We start from the raw sequence: 17,818 nt of genomic DNA, 5'->3' as shown, positions 1-17,818 counted from the left end.
TAAGATTACTAGACAATATAAAAGCAGCAATAACGTGGAATTGTACACGTCGTTGCTGCTTTCGAGTTATTTCAAACAAGCATAGATTTCATTAAGTGTATTCAATGCTTTATTCTCTAAATCCATTAACTCTTTCACAATAGTAATGCAACGTTCTTTCTCGTTCAATTCAATGACCGGCGGCTCTTCATACGGGTACATTTCATTCAACATTTTATACCGTGACGTAATCGCACTGTATGTTGTTATTCCATCATCAATCAGTTGTTTGTCTATAAAAGCAAATTTCTCTTTTATCTCAGCTAGAAATTTTGCAGCATGATGTCTTCCTTCATTTAAAATCTCTATGAAAAGACTGAAATAATATTTATTGATAGCATTATTTTCTATCGCCGTTAACCAACGTTCATAAGCCTTTTGTCCAACAAAATACGCTTTGCCTTCCCATTTGTAAATACCTTCTTCATTCAAATGAATGACAAATTCAAGAGCTTCTTTAAAAGCTTTCAATTCATCAACTGCTTCTATCGGTTTAGCCCAATGTAAAGAAATAAGACCGCCTGTAGGGGTTACGAATTTAGATTCTTTGCGAGAATTTACACAGTTGATGCAAGGACAAAGACCGAGACCAAGTGCCTTCCAAGGAATAACATCCTCACTATGTTCATACCCTGTATGCCATGATTTCGTATAATAACCAATATCACTATAAGCATATACAACGGAAGTTTGGTTTCTGATATCAATGTTTTTTGCAAATACTGGCTGCTTGGAGCGAATCGCTAATTTCGCTTTCTCCCATGCTACCGCTTGTAAGTTTTTAAAATCTTCCCCTTCGGCATAATCATGGAATCCATTAATGTCAATTCCTAGATTACGAATCAGCTTAAAAATCTCAGGCTCTGGTGGCCCAATATTCGGTTTAACCATCTCTTCATCAAGTACATGTAAAAAAGCATACCCTGTCATCCCATATATCCATGATGTCGTTAAAGGAAGTTGGTAGTAGTCAATAACAGACTTTATGGCTCCAATTAATGAAGCATCTAATCCGCTGAAATTGTAATTTTCTAAGCTCACAATTTTACTAGAATCCACGACAATATCATCTCGCATAAACACACCTCCACTTTTCTATATTCTCTAAAATAAAGGGAAATCCTTCAGCTGAAGATCAATAAGAAAAGTCAATTAGTATCGTCCCATTATTTTAGACAAAGAACAAAAAAGGTAGGTAAAATACCTCTCCTCAAAAAAAGCCTTTTCCACATTCATTTGGAAAAGGCGTTATCTTAGTTATTAGTTTAATAAGCGTATAAACTCTCGCATAAATCCTGGCAGGTCAGGCCAAGCATGTCCGGAAACAAGATTTTCGTGGACGTGCAAGTGCTCATCAATATATGTGGCGCCGCATGCTTGTACATCTGGTTTACAAGCAATATAGGCCGTATATTCTTTTCCTTTCATCAAATCAGGGACAACGGAAAGGACCTGCGCCGCATGGCAGATTGCCCCAACAGGTTTGTTTTCCTCGAAGAAATGGCGGACAATTATTGGAACTGATTCATCTAAACGGATATATTCCGGTGCCCGTCCTCCAGGTATGATTAGTCCATCATATTCCGTAGGATCCACATCTGCAAAAGCCACATGAGAATCTAACCCATACGCTGGCTTCTCCACGTATGTTTCCGTTCCTTCGACAAAATCATGGCTCACTGTATACAACTTTTTGACAGAAGGTGAAGCGATCGTTGTTTCAAACCCCTCTTCCAAACAGCGATAATAAGGATAAAACACTTCTAGCGCCTCTACTGCATCACCGGTAATGATTAACACTTTTTTACTCATGAACATACCTCCAAAAAATTTTAGTCGTTCAAGATTGTGTTATCGCTCCATGGTGTCACATCATATGTATTCCACAATAATAAGAAATAACCCTTTAAATGAAATAACCGTTTTATAAAAAGCAGAACGAAACCAACTAGAAAGATGCTGGTAAATAACAGTCTGAATAAATCAGTATATTACGGTTAATGCTAATACTGGCTTTTGTAAGATTTAATGTGGATAAAGTTTCCCAGAATTTTAAACAACGCTAAACAGTATTAGCAACTATTCTTAAGTGATTACGGAGGGAATAACATGGTAAAAGACTCAGAGGCACACAAAGAAAATCGAAATGGTAAAGAAAAACGACCAGATGAACAACAAAAGAAAAAAGGTAAATCTAATGCTAGAGGCACAAGAAGCTAACGTATAACCGCTTTAGAAGAAACAACCGGCGATACTTGCTATTGAGCGGATGATTTCAATTAGGTAAACAAAAGGCAGTCATATTATTGTGCGTACAGTAAATATATTTTAAGGTAAACTGCAAAAAAGCTATCTATTCAGCAATTAGAATAGATAGCTTTAATCATTTCGCCATAAATGAATATGAATAAATACACATACATCTCCATTGTCACAACAGCCTCGTACATGATTAGTACGAATTTTTATAGGAAAGTGGGCATTTTTAAATGGCAAAAAAACGAAATCCCCGACTGTATTGGCTATACTTTCTGCTTCTTCTTCTTATTTTGGCTTTAGCTGTCTATGCATTCGGACTAATTGGTGGAGGGACCCGTTTGTTCAAAGAAAATCCAGCAGACAAAAACCCTATAGTTGCACCTCCGACTAATAACAAACCACCAGATAAAAATGAAGACCTTGATGTATTAATAAGGGACACCTTTTCATTTTCTAGAGAAGGGAAAGTAGTGTACACCCCTTTTATTTCCGGTAAGACTAAAGCAAGGGAAGTACATCATGAATGGGGAGAGCCAAATCACACTACAGAAGCAGATAGTGGGATCTATGAAGATTATGTAGATTACTATGTTGTACTTGGCTATGTAGGAGAAATTGTGAATGACATTAGGTCCTACGATTCTGAATTACAAAACATTCCGTTAAATGATGTCAAGAAGATAGGCGGTGAACCAGATGAAGTTCGCTACTACAAAGACGAAACCCATGACCAAATCATTCTTGTTTATCATGTGGCCCCTACAACTGATTTAAAGTGGATTTTACCAAAGCCTTCAGATCAGGTGCCGAATCCCAAAGTGGATCATATTTCTGTCTTAGCCCAAGTAAAGAATCAAACGAATCAACAAAAAAGTATATCAGAAACCATTGAAGGTATGAGTTTAGATGAGAAAATAGGGCAGATGATTCTCGCTGGCATTACCGGTACGACTTTGGATGCTAATAATAAAAGCTTGATCACAAAATACAAAATTGGCGGATATATTTTTTACAAAGAAAATTTAGTAAGCCCTCAACAATCGGTTCAGCTTTTGAATGAAATAAAGTCCTATGACCAGACTTTGCCTCCTTTACTAGGAGTAGATCAAGAGGGCGGTCACATTACTAGGCTTCCTGGAGGATTGGTCAATATTCCAACAAATCAAGAGATCGGAGCAATAAATAATGGCCAGTTTTCTTATAAGGTGGGAATGCTTTTAGGCAAGGAGTTAAAAGCATTTGGCTTCAATCTTGACTTTGCTCCAGTTCTTGATGTCAACAGCAATCCGAAAAACCCCGTTATCGGGGATAGGTCGTTTGGAAATAATCCAGAAATTGTTAGTGATCTTGGAATAGAAACGATGAAAGGTATACAGTCGCAACATGTTATCGCTACAATTAAGCATTTTCCTGGCCATGGGGATACTTCCGTTGATTCCCATCTAGAGCTTCCAGTTATAAATAAAAGCCTTAAACAATTAGAAGACCTTGAACTCATTCCGTTTAGGAGCGCGATCAATAACGGGGCAGATGTTGTAATGGTAGCCCATATCTTACTTCCACAACTGGATGATAATTTTCCAGCTTCTATGTCTAAACCAATCATGACGGATATTTTAAGAAATCAGCTTGGATTTAACGGTGTGATTATAACGGACGATATGACGATGGGAGCGATCACAGAGCACTTTGATATTGGGCGGGCTGCGGTTCAATCGCTTAAGTCAGGCAGTGATATTATTTTAGTCGGACACGAATATAACTATATAGTCGAGACCTTTTCATCCATAAAATCCGCGGTTCAAAAAGGAGAAATTTCCGAACAAAGAATAAATCAAAGTGTTGAAAGAATCATTACATTAAAAAGAAAATATAAACTCGACAATGCAAAAGTGGGACATGTAAATATAGGGGAGATAAACCAATCAATAAATGATCTCCTATATGAGTATGTAAAATAGTCTTGTTACAAGTGACATTTCTAAAATGGATCTGTCACTTTTTTCTTTACCATAGTATTACGATATACTAATGAACCATCATGAGAGAGGGCAAAAAATTACCCTTCCTCCATCATTCGATTTCTCCTACCACTATAGAAATCAATCAATCCTTCACTAACGTCACTCATCATTTTATTCAATTCAATCCCGAAAGAAACAAAGGCATGTCCTTGAGCGGTTAGAATATTTTTGTGCTTAAGCGTTGGCTGGTAACAATAATAATCCTCTTGGAAGCATCCAAGAAATTCTCGCTGTGGTTTTGCTAGCGTAACGGTGTAAGGAGCATCTGATAAAACTCCAGCTTTAGCAAGCACGTAGACGCCGCTACAAATAGCAGCCGTTATTTTTCTAGCCTCTACAAATTGTTTTGTCACTTCATATAATGCATTCGATTCAAACTCCACGACTGGTCTTAAATCCCCGCCGGGTATAATTAGGACATCATATTCATTTATAACTATTTCATTTACTGTGAGATCTGGTAATGTGGTCAATCCTGCTTCTGATTTAATCGCTTTTTTTTCAAGTCCAAACGTGTATAGGTCATGAGTGCTCCTTAACATGGAGATTGCTACAGCAATTTCAAACTCACAATATCCCTCGAAGATGAATAATAATGCTTTTCTCCTAGTCATATACTTTCCCCTTTTTCAAATGTATTCTCTATTTATTAATTTTAGATTTAGACATCCTCTAAATATACAAATTGATAAGGATTCTCTCTTATGCAATCACCAATTTTGTTTAGCGTAATAGGAGAAATCTCCTTGAATTTCGTAAACATTGATTGGATGAAATTTTGCAAATCCACTTGGTTATCTATATCTTTTTGAGACAGATTTATATTTTCTAAATTTCTTGAGTAGTTTTTTTCCCTGAAGAAGTCTTCTAACTCGTTTAAAATACATAACATTGACTTTGCTTTGAAGTGAATTAATGCTCTTTTGAGTTCGATCCAGGCATCGGGTTGGGCATAATAATAGGCACTCCACCAATAAAATTCATATAATGATTTTTCAGCATGATTATAGTATACAGAAAACATAAACAAATCTTTTTGCTCTGGCGATAACTGATTATATATCTGTTTCTTTATCTCGATGCTTTTCCCTCGAATCATTGGTATGATTGGTGCAAAACAAGCTTTTCCAAGTTCTATATTATCTATTGAACTAAACATTTTTTTAGTCATTTTTATTTTCAATCAGCGTTCCACCTTCATTAAGATTTCCTTTTTCTATATTTCCAGTTGTTCTCTGGCATCCAGCTCGCATAATAATCCACAGATGAAACAAATGACAGGTATTCTCCCTAACTAGTAATGGGCATTTAAAAAACCGATAATATCCTTATTAATTTTTATTAAATGCCCTTCTGATGGGAAGTGTCCCATATCATAAGTTTTAAACTCTGTTAAATTCGGGAGGATTTCTTCGGCAGCTTTTTTCACTTTACTTTCGGGAAAAAATACATCTTTTTCCCCTGCAATGATTAAAGTAGGTGAGTTGTAATTTGCTAGTTCTTTCTTCTCTGTTAACTTAGGCATTTCCTGTTCCAGTTTTGTGTATTTAAATATATCGCCAATAATCCTTTTATCTATTTCTTTCATACTATCATCCGACATGATATTAGTGATTTTCTGAAGATGTTTTTCTAATGAAGTCATATTAAATAGAATTAAAGGAAGTAATATATTTTTTATCATTCTCATTTTTGACCCTAAGCTTATTCCTGCTGGTGCGACCAAAATGGAACAATCAATTTTGCTTGGTAAAAATGCAGCTAATCTTAAAATGATTCCAGCACCGTAGGATGGACCAATAAAGGCACAACGATCAATATGAAAATGGTTCATTAGTTCCTCTATCCATAAAGCAAAGCTATATCCTTCGCTGAAATTCTATTTTCATCACTGTATCCAGGGTGACCAATTGTATCAGGTGCATAAATTCTATACTTTTCTACTAGTGGTATAAACCAAGTTAAGGTCATTGGATTAATACAATTTCCACCTTGAAATAAAAAAATGGGCTTACCCTCTTTAGGACCCGCTATAAGAACATGGGTTTTGCCATAGCTTGTTTCAACATACATTCTTTCGACATCAAACTTAAATGATTTTACATAGTCCTCATAATGATCTGTAATAATCTGTTTTCCTTCTTTACCTTTATAAATGGTTCCTTTACCCATCATGGCACCCCAATCTCAACAATTAACCTTTATTATCTTTTAGTGTAATTAGTATGAAGAAAAATTCAAGGGTAGAAAAAATCACCCTCCCTAACATTGAACATTCTCAGTATGATAATCCTATAAGTTTTATGGAGGGTTTTCAGTGAATAAAAAGATACTTTATTTTTTACTTATTAATTTTACGATTACGTGGGGAGCTTGGATTACTGTACTTGGAATAAATCAGGATGTTCCGTTACAACCAGGGCAATTTTCTTATATTTTATACGGTCTTGGAGGATTGCTTGGTCCGGTTGTTGCCGCCATTCTAGTTAGAGGTGTGTGGGGAGAAAAAGGAGAAGTAAAAGCGCTATTGAAACAAACGATTCATGCAAGAGTCCATATTGGCTGGTATATATTCAGCATGATTGTCCCATTTATTTTAATCATTACGCCTAGTCTCTTACATTTGGTTTTTACTGGTGAGTTTTTATTACATTTTAACCAGCCGCTTTATTTGATTTTTTTAACCCTGCCCGTCTCGATTATAGGTGGTGGTTTGGAAGAGGTTGGCTGGAGAGGGCTTCTTCTACCAGAGCTATGTAAAAAGTATTCTATCTTAGTTTCAGATCTAATCATTTTTCCAATATGGGCAATATGGCATTTGCCGTTATGGTTCATGAAAGGCACTCCACAGTTTGGTTCTAGTTTTATGATGGCGTTTTTGTCATTACTAGGGATTACTCTTGTTCTTGCAGTGATTTACGTAAAAACAAAAAGCATTTTTCTCTGTGTCTTATTCCACAGTTTTATAAATTCATTTGGTATGAATATAGAAGGTCCAAGATCCGTAACGGCGATGGAAGAAGTTGTTGTGATTGTTTTCAAAATAACGATGTGTGCCCTTATATTTTGGTTATTCATGAAACAAAGGACGAGTTCCATTATTCATAAAAGTGACTTTGAAATAAGTTTTGAAAAATAAAAAGGAGGAGGATTTTTCCCCTCCCTAACGAAAACGTCTTAGTTTTTTGGAAATATTTTTCATGTGAGTGCCGATCGTATCTAATGTGGTATGAAAATATTCGGCCATTTGAGAGCGTGTATATCCTTCTTCTTTTAAGGTATAAATATTTTTTTCCATAGGTGTAAGAGATTTAAGGCGGATTTCTCTAAGGATCGCCCCTGTTGCATCTGGGTGCAGGGAAATCTGATTATGATAAGCTTCGCGAATACATGCAAGAATATCTTGGATGCTGGATTTGCTGACATAGTTAGCAGCTCCAAATTCTATCGCTTTAATAATTGTCTCACGTTCAGTTATAGAGGTTAACATGATGATTTTAATGTCTTTTCCTAGCCTTGAAATTTCAAATGTAGCCTCAATCCCATCTAGATTAGATTCCGTCAAATTGATATCCATGAGAATGACGTCTAACTGAAGTTGGCTAGCTGCTCCTACAGCTTCTTCCTTTGTAGAAGCAATTTTGACAACCTCAATATCGGGTTCCATTTCAAGGTCATAAGCGATATCTTTTTGCCATCTTGGATCATCTTCAACCAGCATGACTTTTATTTTTTCCAAAAGCGTTCACGCTCCAAAATGTTTTCGAGTTTGTAGAGACCGGAAGCTGAATGCAAATGGTTGTCCCTTTTCCGACTTCCGAATAAGGAATCGAAAGCGAACCACCATGTTTTTTTACAACAAAATAAACATAATAAAGGCCGACGCCATAGTTGGAAAAGGATGTTTTTGTAGTAAATAAGGGTGTGATTACATCGTGCAAGTGATGTTTGTGAATCCCTTTTCCATTATCTGTTATATCAAGGATGGCGTCATGTTGTTTTTGATATAAATGAATGTGTATTTTGCCATTTTGGTGTTCGATGGCTTCAACACTGTTGGATAATACATTCGTGATGCACTCTCTAATGTGCAAAGGATCAATGTCTAATTCGATAGTAGTAGATAAATCTATTGAAAAATCAATTGTCGGGTGTCCTGATTTAAAGGCTGAAAGTGTTTCAAGGATAACGGTATTGAAGAAAAGCTTTCTTGGATTTAGTTCAATATCATCGGTTTTTTTAACAGCAAGAATCATATTGTTCATATGCTGCAAGGATTCATCCATCTCATTAAAATTTTTCTCAATGGCATCCTTTATCGGTATCTCAACAGTTGCTAGCATTCGTTTACTACGTTCATTTAAATAAGATAAACGGCTAATTTCATTTTTAAGTATGTGCATAACCATCGAATCAGCTTTCAATTTTAAATCGATTGGATCATTATGAAAGGTGAGAGGCTCAAAAATAGAACCTTTGGCAACATACCGTTTAAGTAAAATAGTTGTGACACAGCCTATGAATATCAATAATCCCCATGATCCCGTTTGGAGAGAAGCGTAATTAACCAATCTAACAGCAGAAAGGATATCAATCATTATCGTAATGGCTAAACAGATGAGTCCAACATTGATGATGCGCGCATCTTTGTTTCCCGAAAATGCCTTTACGATGGTGGCGATGACAATATAAATAATGGATAAGATATTAAGTACGCTATATGGGAGAAACGTATCCTCTAGACGAATGATCGAAAACAAGGAGCAGACCGAAATTAAAATCCAACATAAGAGATGTAGCTGCCATAATCGACGATTTATTTTTTTAAATCCTTGCCCAAAGATTTGTTCATAAAATAGGAAGAAAAATGTGCTGGCTCCGTATGAAGCATACTTGATGATGGACGAATAGGTAATGGCGGCTGGCATATGCCAAACTCCCAGCAAATTAATCGCTATCGCTGCTACAAACAAGCTGAAGTAAATCAAATAAGGAAGTATTCGTTTAGGTAAAGATATAAAAAATAAACAAACAAAAATAAAACTGATAGCAAAATACACATATATAAAGGAATATTGGAAAAAATGCGAGACCATACTATTCTCCTATTCTGCTTTTCTAAAAACAGTATATAAGACGTGTATGCATTTTACCAATCAATTTTAAAAGAAATGTGGTGTCATATGTCCTATTTAATATTTAATGATGAAGAGAATAAAAAATCCTATTATGAGAGCTACGATCTCGCCCTTAAACAATGGAAGGTGGAAATAGAAAGTGTGTATATTGATACATCATTCGGAAAAACGCATGTCATCATATGTGGGCCAAAAGACGCTCCGCCTCTGGTATTAATTCACGGAATGACGGTAAGCTCTACCATGTGGTTTGCCAATGCACCTGAGTGGAGTCAACATTTTAGAGTATTTGCGATTGATATAATAGGAGATTTTGGGAAAAGTGAATGTACGAAACCAATCTCTTCTCCTGAAGATATTAATATTTGGCTAGATGAAGTACTGGATACTTTAGATCTGGATGATATTTTTCTAGTTGGTCATTCAATGGGAGGCTGGATTTCTTTACAATTCAGTTTGAATTCCAAGCGTGTAAAGAAGTTGGTTTTGCTTGCTCCTGTAATGAGTTTTGCCAGTCTAAATTGGAAATTCCCTTTTAAATTATTTCCGGCTATGACAGCAAAAAATGCTTTCTTTATTCGAGCTTTGTATAAATGGATGTTTGCTAAACACAATGCGCCTGATGAAATCCTCTATCAACAATTTTACAAAGGCTATAAATATGGGAAAATTCAGTTGCGTGTAGTGCCTAAAGTATTTGAAAGGGAAGAGTTAGAAAGTTTGAAACCAATGACGCTCGTAATAATTGGGGAGCAAGAAGTTGTCTATTCATCTACTAAAAAAGCCGTTGTGTATGCAGACAGTTTTCCAAACATAAAAGCTAAATTAATTCCTAATTGTTCTCATTGCCTGCCTGCAGAACTGAAAGAGATTGTAAATCAATTAGTAAATGATTTTTTATTAAACTAAATAAAAGTAGCAATAACGTTGGAGTTGTTTAGCTCGCTGAACATAGTCTTTTCATAAAATCCCAACATAATCACTGTTGGGATTTTAATTTATGGAAAAAATACGATGGTTGTTGTGAATTTTTATAATTTTTATAAAATTCCTAATTTCAATAAAGAGATACTTGACCAAAAGAATCCTAGTAGGATAATAATACTATATAAAGGAAAAGTAAGGGAATGTGGACGATTGACTAAAAGAGATTGGAATTGGCAGGAAAATTTTTTATTTTGAATTCAAACGATATGGGTTATTTATAACTGTATGATGTTCATGCAATTACTTGCAGATGATTCGAAATAAATAAATGATCTTCACCTGGTTTATCGGTCTTTATTTAGTACCTTATATCTTTTACTGGCCCGGATACATAAATTCTTATTATTATTTAGGCACAGATGGAGAAGCATGGAATTATGCAAAGCCTGGTAATGAAATTGCTTCAATTATTTTTAATAAACGAATTTGGTTTATCATTCATTGAATTAGAAAGGAAATAATCCATGTTTAGTAGAATGACGCCAAAGATAGAAGGTACAAATGCCATTTCTGAGATAAGAAAAGTGAATATTGGCGGGGTGGATCAATGGCTATTAATCAGAGGAGAAAATAAAAATCTTCCATTACTATTGATGCTCCACGGAGGACCGGGTGCTGCTCAAATTGGTTTTATTAGGGAATATCAACAAGAGCTAGAAAAGCATTTTATTGTTGTTAATTGGGATCAAAGGGGTGCTGGCTTATCGTATAAAAACAGCATCCCAATTGAAACAATGAATATAAATCAATTTTTACATGATGCAATCGAAGTAGTGGACTATATTAAGAGAGATTTTCATAAAGAGAAAGTGTTCTTATTAGGTCATTCCTGGGGAAGTTTGTTAGGGATGTTAGCAATAAGTAAATTTCCTGAACATTTTATCCACTATTTTGGGGTTTCACAAGTAGTAAATATGAGTAAAGCAGAGGAATTATCCTACGAATTATTATTGGAAAGAGCAAGGGAGACAAACAATCAGAAAGCCATTAAAGATTTAGAGAAAATTGGAAAACCGCCATGGAAGCACTTAAAACATGATCGAGTTCATCAGAAATACCTAGAGCTAATGGGTGGAGGAATCTCTCACGATGGTAAACTCGTAAATGAGATTGTTAAAAAACTACTTAAAAGTAAGGAATATACAATATTTGATGCTATGAAATATGTAAATGGTCAATTATTTAGCATGAAAGCAATGCTAGATGAATTGAGACAATTTGATTTAACTAATGAAGTGAAAGAAGTGAAAGTTCCAATTTCCTTTATAATGGGCAGTCATGACTTAACGGTGCCTTCCTTACCCACAAAAGAGTTTTTTAATACAATAGAGGCTCCCTTTAAAGAATGGTTTATATTTAATAAATCAGCTCACTCACCAAACTTTGAAGAGCGAGAGAAATTTACTCGAATTGTTTTAGAGGCAAAAAATAGATATTTGAACATTAGGGAGCAATCGATGACGGGCTTGTAATTCCAAGCTCGTCTTTTAATACATCCGGATTGTAAAAGATTACTACCTTCCAGTACTATAAAATTCTACTCTGACCTCTTTTTTTACAAGTTAGTACAAGTATCCTTTCAAATTAAACAAGCTTGCATACCATGTCTTATAGATCATCATGAGTTTACAATTATTTTAAAGGGAGATGGATATGTATAAAAAGATAGCTATAGCCATAATTCATGGAATGGGAGATCAAAAGGAGGAGGATTTTGCTAAGGAAACAATCGAAAAGATTAGAAATGAATTCGCTAAAAAATTGGAGTATTTGGTTGAAGATCCTGCTTCACAGCTTGTCATTCAACCGATACTATGGGCAACGGTATTTAATGATAGGGAGGAAGAGCTATTTAAAATATTGGTTCAGGATAACGAATTGAATTATCAAGGACTAAGAAGATTCCTTATTACTTATTTAGGCGATGCCATTGCATATCAGCCCGTAGAGACGGCGAGACAAAATTATGAGAGAGTACACAAGAAAATAGGTGAGCATCTTAATATTCTTTCTGTAATAGCTGGGGATCTTGCTCCTTTATGCGTCATTTCACATAGTTTAGGTTCTGTAATTGCAAGTAATTATTTTTACGATTTACAATTTAAACAAAATGAAGTTACCTCCATTGTAAATGAATCATCACCTTTGGAAAGAGGGGATACTTTAACCCTATTTTATACGATGGGGACTACCCTCCCACTATGGAGTTTACGCTACTATAACTTCAGCCGCCCAATTAATATTCCCTCCAGAAGCCTCCAAAACTACCATCCTGGTTTAAATGGTGAATGGATCAATTTTTATAATAAAAATGATGTTTTAGGGTTTCCGTTAAGACCTGTAGATGAAAATTATCATGCTGCTGTTAACGAAGATAGAGAAGTAAAAGTAGGTAACATATTAACAAGTTGGAATCCACTATCTCATTCAAGCTATCTTACCGATGAGCATGTTATTGACCGAATAGTAGATGGTTTAGTTCTTACTTGGAAGCAGATAAACAATAAATAAAATTTGCTAGATTGCTTGATCCGTTATCGGATTCTTTTTTTGAAAAAACAAAAATTTATTTACCATAGAGTATTTCCTCTAATATTGGATAATGGAAAAATGCGAACAGAATAGATTAACCTTGTCCAAAATAATCCATTGAAAAATCATAAAGAACCAGATTCCTAATTTTCGGATTCTGGTTCTTTTCATAAAGAACCAGATTCCTAATTTTCGGATTCTGGTTCTTTAAAAGCTACTCTGCATTTTAAAATCGCTACTACGCTAACCTCATCTTAAAATCCTGGTAGCCAAATTCATGTACAACTTCGTAATCTCCACTTTTATCTTTTACAACGATGGCAGGTAGTGCCATGCCGTTAAAAGTAGTGTTTTTCACCATGGAATAGATGGCCATGTCTTCGAAAACGAGGCGATCTCCGCTTTTTAATGGCTGATCGAACGAGTAGTCTCCGATAATATCGCCTGCTAGGCAAGTTTGTCCGCCAAGTCGATATGTGAATGGTTTTTCTCCGGCTTCTCCTGATTCTTGAAGTGGAGGGCGATAAGGCATCTCCAATACATCCGGCATATGGCATGTAGCAGATGTATCAAGAATGGCAATTTCCATTCCGTTTTCAAGTGTATCTAGGACCGTAGTGACTAGGAACCCTGCATTAAGCGCAACAGCTTCACCAGGTTCGAGATATACTTCTAATCCATACTTGTCTTGCATTCTCTTAATACATTTTTCAAGTAATGGAATATCGTAGTCTTCTCTCGTAATATGGTGGCCGCCTCCGAAATTAATCCATTCCATTTCAGATAGCCATGGTCCAAACTTTTCTTCCACTGCGTTCAAAGTTGTTTCTAAATCGTCGGCGTTTTGCTGGCAAAGTGTGTGGAAATGAAGCCCTGAAATACCCTCAAGCAAATCGGGGCGGAAATGCTCTTGTTTTACACCGAATCTTGAACCCGGCGCACAAGGATCATAAATTGCATGCCCGACCTGTGTAGAACATTCAGGGTTAATGCGCACTCCCACTTTTTTTCCGGCCTTCAGGACTTTATCTTTAAACTTTTCAACTTGTGAGAAGGAATTAAAAATAATATGGTCACAGATTTCTACGATTTCGTCTATTTCATCCTCACGATAGGCAGGGGAAAAGACGTGGTTTTCTTTTCCCATTTCTTCGTAGCCTAATCGCGCCTCGTATAATCCGCTAGCTGTTGCACCGTTTAAATATTGTCCAATCAACGGATACAGTTTAAACATTGAAAATGCTTTTTGAGCCAAAATAATCTTACATCCTGTACGTTCCCTAACCCCATTCAGGATTTTTAGATTTTTTTCAAGTAATTCTTCATCGACTATATAGCAAGGTGTTGGTAATTCCTCAAGGCGCATCTTACCTGACGAGCTCCAATTCTTTTTCTTTAATAGGCTCATGATCAACAAGCTCTGGATTAAAGTCTTCTTTCCATGGAAGGCCCCAAATATTCAGTGCCTCCATGAATGGATCTGGATCGAATTCTTCAATATTGTATACGCCAGGTTTGTTCCATTTTCCAGTCATCACCATCATGGCGCCAATCATAGCAGGAACTCCTGTTGTGTAGGAAACTGCTTGAGAGCCTACTTCTTTGTAACATTCTTCATGGTCACAAACATTATATACATAATACGTTTTTTCTTTACCGTCTTTTTTACCTCTAAAAATACAGCCGATGTTTGTTTTACCTTTTGTGCGTGGTCCAAGTGAAGCAGGATCAGGCAATACAGCTTTCAAGAATTGTAACGGAATGATTTGTTTTCCTTCAAATTCAATTGGCTCAATTGAAGTCATTCCGACGTTTTCAAGACATTTTAAGTGTGTAAGATAGCTTTGGCCAAAAGTCATGAAGAAACGGATGCGCTTGATTCCAGGAATATTTACCGCAAGAGATTCAAGCTCTTCGTGGTAAAGCAAGTACATGTCTTTTTCGCCAATTTCAGGGAAATTATATACGCGCTTGATTTCCATTGGCTTCGTTTCAATCCATTCGCCTTTTTCCCAATATCTCCCGTTTGCAGAAACCTCGCGAATATTAATTTCAGGATTGAAGTTTGTTGCAAAAGGATAGCCATGGTCGCCGGCATTGCAGTCTAGAATGTCGATGTATTCAATTTCATCGAAATGATGTTTAAGGGCATAAGCTGAGAATACTCCTGTTACACCAGGGTCGAAGCCACTGCCTAAAAGAGCTGTAATTCCAGCTTTTTCAAAGCGCTCGCGATACTCCCATTGCCATTTATATTCAAATTTTGCCGTATCTTCCGGCTCATAGTTCGCAGTATCCATATAATGTGTTTTTGTTGCCAGACAAGCATCCATGATTGTTAAATCTTGATATGGTAATGCCAAATTCATAACGATATCTGGTTTTACTTCTTCGATTAATGCGATTAATTCATCTACATTATCTGCATCAACTTGTGCTGTTGTAATTTTTGTTTTGCCGCCATCTAGTTTCGCTTTTAAAGCATCACATTTTGACTTTGTACGACTTGCGATACAAATTTCTTCAAATACCTCGCTGTTTTGAACACATTTGTGAATAGCAACGGATGCCACTCCACCACAACCAATAATAAGTGCTTTTCCCATTCTTTTACTCCCCTTACTAGATAGATTTGGTGGTACTAAGAGAAATTCATCCCTACAGTTGCGAAACGACAAAAAAGCAAGTGAAATGACGCATAAGCGCGCACAACACTTGCTTTAGATACAATATTAAATATAAAAAGGCACACGCATACCTATGACCAAAAGCCATACGTATACATCTTCCATAAAAATCCATTATGGTAGAGAGCTTCTTCCTATTCAATATTCCATCATGGGATCAGAGTCTATATAGCAAATAATTACTTTTGACACTCTTATTGACCGTTTCACAAGTTGTGTGCAATATGCACTGGTTGTAAAGTAACCAACTTATAAAAGTTGAGCTTTTAACTCAATCAATAAGGCAACGAAAGTCGCCAATCGGCATTTGACCCGGCTGTCCGCATGGCCTTAACTCCATAAAGAAGTGGTCAAAACATTATCTGCTTGGAAAGACTCTAGATATTGAATAACAGCTTTCCAAAATAATTCTTTTTTAGAGTAACAACATGTAGGAAAAATATCAATAGGTAATCTAAAAAAAAAATTATTTAGTGAAAAATTTTCGTTGGCAGGATATGATAGTCGACCTAGTTCCTAATTTGACCCGATAAAATTAGAAAGGAATTTAGAGCAAAAAAACGAGCAAACTTCAAACCCGTAGTTTAAGAACATATGCCAAAATTGTTAAAGGCATTAGGAAGTAGATCATTCCCAATGCCTTTTGTCGGCAATCTGAAGCTGGAAATAAGTCAGCTTATTTTTGTTTTAATGCAGCGGTAACTTCATACGTTTTTGTAGTGGAAACGTAAGTTACAGTAACATTGTAAACTAATCCTCCAATATTAAATACTTCTGTGGATGAAGTTTGGTTTTTGGAAGTGGGATTTTTGATGGTGCCGCCTAATTGCTCATTTTCTATGTTTTTACTCGATCCGTCGGAATAATGAATAGTATATGAAGCTTTTACCTTAAATTGTTCTTTATTTTGTTCTGTAAGAGTCAATTGTAAGCTGCTTAGTTTCACAGCCACCACATCAACAACTGGTAAAGCAGGAGCAGCAGGAACAGTGATTTCTTGTGTTTTGGTTATCGTTCCGAAACCATCCGTGAGTGAATGGGAAACTGCATTTACTTCGCCTGGTGTTAAACCAGTTTTTGTTACCGATTCAGTCGTAACGTTACCTTTACTATCTGTAATTAGGATGTTAAAAGTAGCTGAATACGTATTCGTGTTTGAATCGAAGTCCCATTTAGGATCCTCCTGAGAGAAGACAAAGTCTTGAATGGCGGTTGGAACCTTGAGAATAGTACCCAATACTTTAACTTCCTTATCCATCCCTTGTACACTCATTGTCTTTGACGTAATAACAGGATCTCCAACTGACCAATTTTCCACTTCATCATAAGCCAAAGTGAATTGATTTGCTGAACGATCATAAGCCGTCCACTCTGTGTTTTCGGCAACCGTAGAAATTACATATGGTACGTGAATCTTTTGAATGGCAGTAGGTGCACTTGTATGAACGCTTCCCGCTGGCTTACCGTTCGTGTAAATGGTATACGCAGAAATTTTAATCTCTGCGTCACCTTCTATAGCAGATACATCAACTGTAGCCTCGTATTTCCATTTTTTATCCGCAATTTTTGTTACGGTCGTTTTTGTTGCGCCAGGAATGTCTACAACTAATTGCGGGCCATCCATTACGACGGTACCTGATAATTTTATTTCTTTCGCATATCTTGGGACAGTTACATCATTGAAGCTAATAGCTCCTGTTTGAACATTTTGTTCAGTCCGTCCTGTTTGCTTTCCATCATCTTTTGGAGCCGCACTAACAACGGCACCTAATCCAAATACTAGGGAACTGGCGACAATAGCAGAAACCATCTTTTTTGAATAGATTTTTAACATGAATTCAATTCTCCTCTTATATTTTTTTAATAAGAGGGTCGGTTACACTACTTGCTCCGCATAATCCAAGTGTCCACATAAAGACTATGCATCATTGCACCCCTAACGGTGAGGTTCTGTTTTCAATATAATCGTGGCCACATTCATTATATCGAACACATTTGCCTTATAATTATTATAAATAGAACGATAGGTAAAATGTACTATTTCTTATCGACAATAGAAGATAAACTTTCGACAAAATTAACGAAGATAAAGGTCGATAGAAAATAAGACGAACTTGTAATTCCGCGCCCGCCTTAACTTTATCTATACACT

Annotated in this window: 16 protein-coding genes and 1 riboswitch; of the genes, 5 read left to right on the top strand and 11 right to left on the bottom strand. The window is 36.1% G+C overall.

The features are described from left to right. Positions 1 to 66: 66 nt before the first annotated feature. Entirely contained in the window at positions 67 to 1,116 is a 1,050-nt protein-coding gene (locus KHA97_RS14700) for a hypothetical protein (protein ID WP_213125452.1), read from the bottom strand. Between the two features lie 183 nt (positions 1,117 to 1,299). After that, the gene (locus KHA97_RS14695) at positions 1,300 to 1,851 is read right to left on the bottom strand and encodes a DJ-1/PfpI family protein (RefSeq protein WP_213125451.1); all 552 of its coding nucleotides are present in this window, start codon (positions 1,849 to 1,851) and stop codon (positions 1,300 to 1,302) included. A gap of 677 nt (positions 1,852 to 2,528) precedes the next feature. Here KHA97_RS14695 and nagZ point away from each other — a divergent pair. After that, positions 2,529 to 4,259, top strand: a complete 1,731-nt coding sequence (gene nagZ / locus KHA97_RS14690; protein WP_213125450.1) for a beta-N-acetylhexosaminidase — start codon at positions 2,529 to 2,531, stop codon at positions 4,257 to 4,259. A gap of 98 nt (positions 4,260 to 4,357) precedes the next feature. On the opposite strand, the gene KHA97_RS14685 is transcribed toward nagZ, so the two are convergent. From KHA97_RS14685 to KHA97_RS24060, 4 genes are all read right to left on the bottom strand, one after another. Beyond that, positions 4,358 to 4,936: a DJ-1/PfpI family protein gene (locus KHA97_RS14685; RefSeq protein WP_213125449.1), complete on the bottom strand. Its 579-nt coding sequence runs from the start codon at positions 4,934 to 4,936 to the stop codon at positions 4,358 to 4,360. Between the two features lie 47 nt (positions 4,937 to 4,983). Further along, positions 4,984 to 5,505: a hypothetical protein gene (locus KHA97_RS14680; RefSeq protein WP_213125448.1), complete on the bottom strand. Its 522-nt coding sequence runs from the start codon at positions 5,503 to 5,505 to the stop codon at positions 4,984 to 4,986. A 111-nt stretch (positions 5,506 to 5,616) separates the two neighbouring features. Next, a complete protein-coding gene (locus KHA97_RS24065) occupies positions 5,617 to 6,156 on the bottom strand; it encodes an alpha/beta fold hydrolase (protein WP_233713491.1) in 540 nt (179 codons plus the stop codon). Between the two features lie 8 nt (positions 6,157 to 6,164). Further along, positions 6,165 to 6,494 (bottom strand): alpha/beta fold hydrolase, encoded by a 330-nt coding sequence (locus KHA97_RS24060; RefSeq protein WP_233713490.1) that lies wholly within the window; start codon positions 6,492 to 6,494, stop codon positions 6,165 to 6,167. 145 nt (positions 6,495 to 6,639) lie between these two features. On the opposite strand from KHA97_RS24060, the gene KHA97_RS14670 reads away from it, so the two are divergent. Continuing rightward, entirely contained in the window at positions 6,640 to 7,461 is an 822-nt protein-coding gene (locus KHA97_RS14670; RefSeq protein ID WP_213125447.1) for a CPBP family intramembrane glutamic endopeptidase, read from the top strand. Positions 7,462 to 7,485: 24 nt separating this feature from the next. On the opposite strand, the gene KHA97_RS14665 is transcribed toward KHA97_RS14670, so the two are convergent. After that, positions 7,486 to 8,061, bottom strand: a complete 576-nt coding sequence (locus KHA97_RS14665; protein WP_213125446.1) for a response regulator transcription factor — start codon at positions 8,059 to 8,061, stop codon at positions 7,486 to 7,488. Beyond that, the gene (locus KHA97_RS14660) at positions 8,033 to 9,418 is read right to left on the bottom strand and encodes a sensor histidine kinase (RefSeq protein WP_213125445.1); all 1,386 of its coding nucleotides are present in this window, start codon (positions 9,416 to 9,418) and stop codon (positions 8,033 to 8,035) included. The genes KHA97_RS14665 and KHA97_RS14660 overlap by 29 nt, the downstream gene beginning before the upstream one ends. A gap of 183 nt (positions 9,419 to 9,601) precedes the next feature. Between KHA97_RS14660 and KHA97_RS14655 the strand changes: the two genes are divergently transcribed. The 3 genes from KHA97_RS14655 to KHA97_RS14645 all read left to right on the top strand — a co-directional run bounded on the left by KHA97_RS14655 (position 9,602) and on the right by KHA97_RS14645 (position 12,958). After that, positions 9,602 to 10,369 carry an alpha/beta fold hydrolase gene (locus KHA97_RS14655; RefSeq protein ID WP_213125444.1) on the top strand — a complete coding sequence of 256 codons (768 nt, stop codon included), beginning with the start codon at positions 9,602 to 9,604 and terminating at the stop codon, positions 10,367 to 10,369. A 542-nt stretch (positions 10,370 to 10,911) separates the two neighbouring features. Continuing rightward, a complete protein-coding gene (locus tag KHA97_RS14650) occupies positions 10,912 to 11,919 on the top strand; it encodes an alpha/beta fold hydrolase (RefSeq protein WP_213125443.1) in 1,008 nt (335 codons plus the stop codon). Between the two features lie 181 nt (positions 11,920 to 12,100). Then, on the top strand, positions 12,101 to 12,958 hold the full coding sequence (locus KHA97_RS14645) for a chemotaxis protein (RefSeq protein ID WP_213125442.1): 858 nt from the start codon (positions 12,101 to 12,103) through the stop codon (positions 12,956 to 12,958). A gap of 259 nt (positions 12,959 to 13,217) precedes the next feature. On the opposite strand, the gene nspC is transcribed toward KHA97_RS14645, so the two are convergent. From nspC to KHA97_RS14630, 3 genes are all read right to left on the bottom strand, one after another. Continuing rightward, complete coding sequence (gene nspC, locus KHA97_RS14640; protein ID WP_213125802.1) at positions 13,218 to 14,345, bottom strand: carboxynorspermidine decarboxylase; 1,128 nt, start codon at positions 14,343 to 14,345, stop codon at positions 13,218 to 13,220. 1 nt (position 14,346) lies between these two features. After that, entirely contained in the window at positions 14,347 to 15,585 is a 1,239-nt protein-coding gene (locus tag KHA97_RS14635; RefSeq protein WP_213125441.1) for a saccharopine dehydrogenase family protein, read from the bottom strand. 757 nt (positions 15,586 to 16,342) lie between these two features. Further along, positions 16,343 to 17,500: a hypothetical protein gene (locus tag KHA97_RS14630; protein WP_213125440.1), complete on the bottom strand. Its 1,158-nt coding sequence runs from the start codon at positions 17,498 to 17,500 to the stop codon at positions 16,343 to 16,345. Between the two features lie 27 nt (positions 17,501 to 17,527). Then, positions 17,528 to 17,611: riboswitch (cyclic di-GMP riboswitch) on the bottom strand. Between the last annotated feature and the right edge of the window lie 207 nt (positions 17,612 to 17,818).

The sequence above is a fragment of the Lederbergia citri genome, from assembly GCF_018343625.1.
Classification (GTDB): Bacteria; Bacillota; Bacilli; order Bacillales; family Bacillaceae_C; genus Lederbergia; species Lederbergia citri.
Note: the sequence above shows the minus strand (reverse complement) of the source record. Positions and strands in the feature narration are given on the sequence as shown.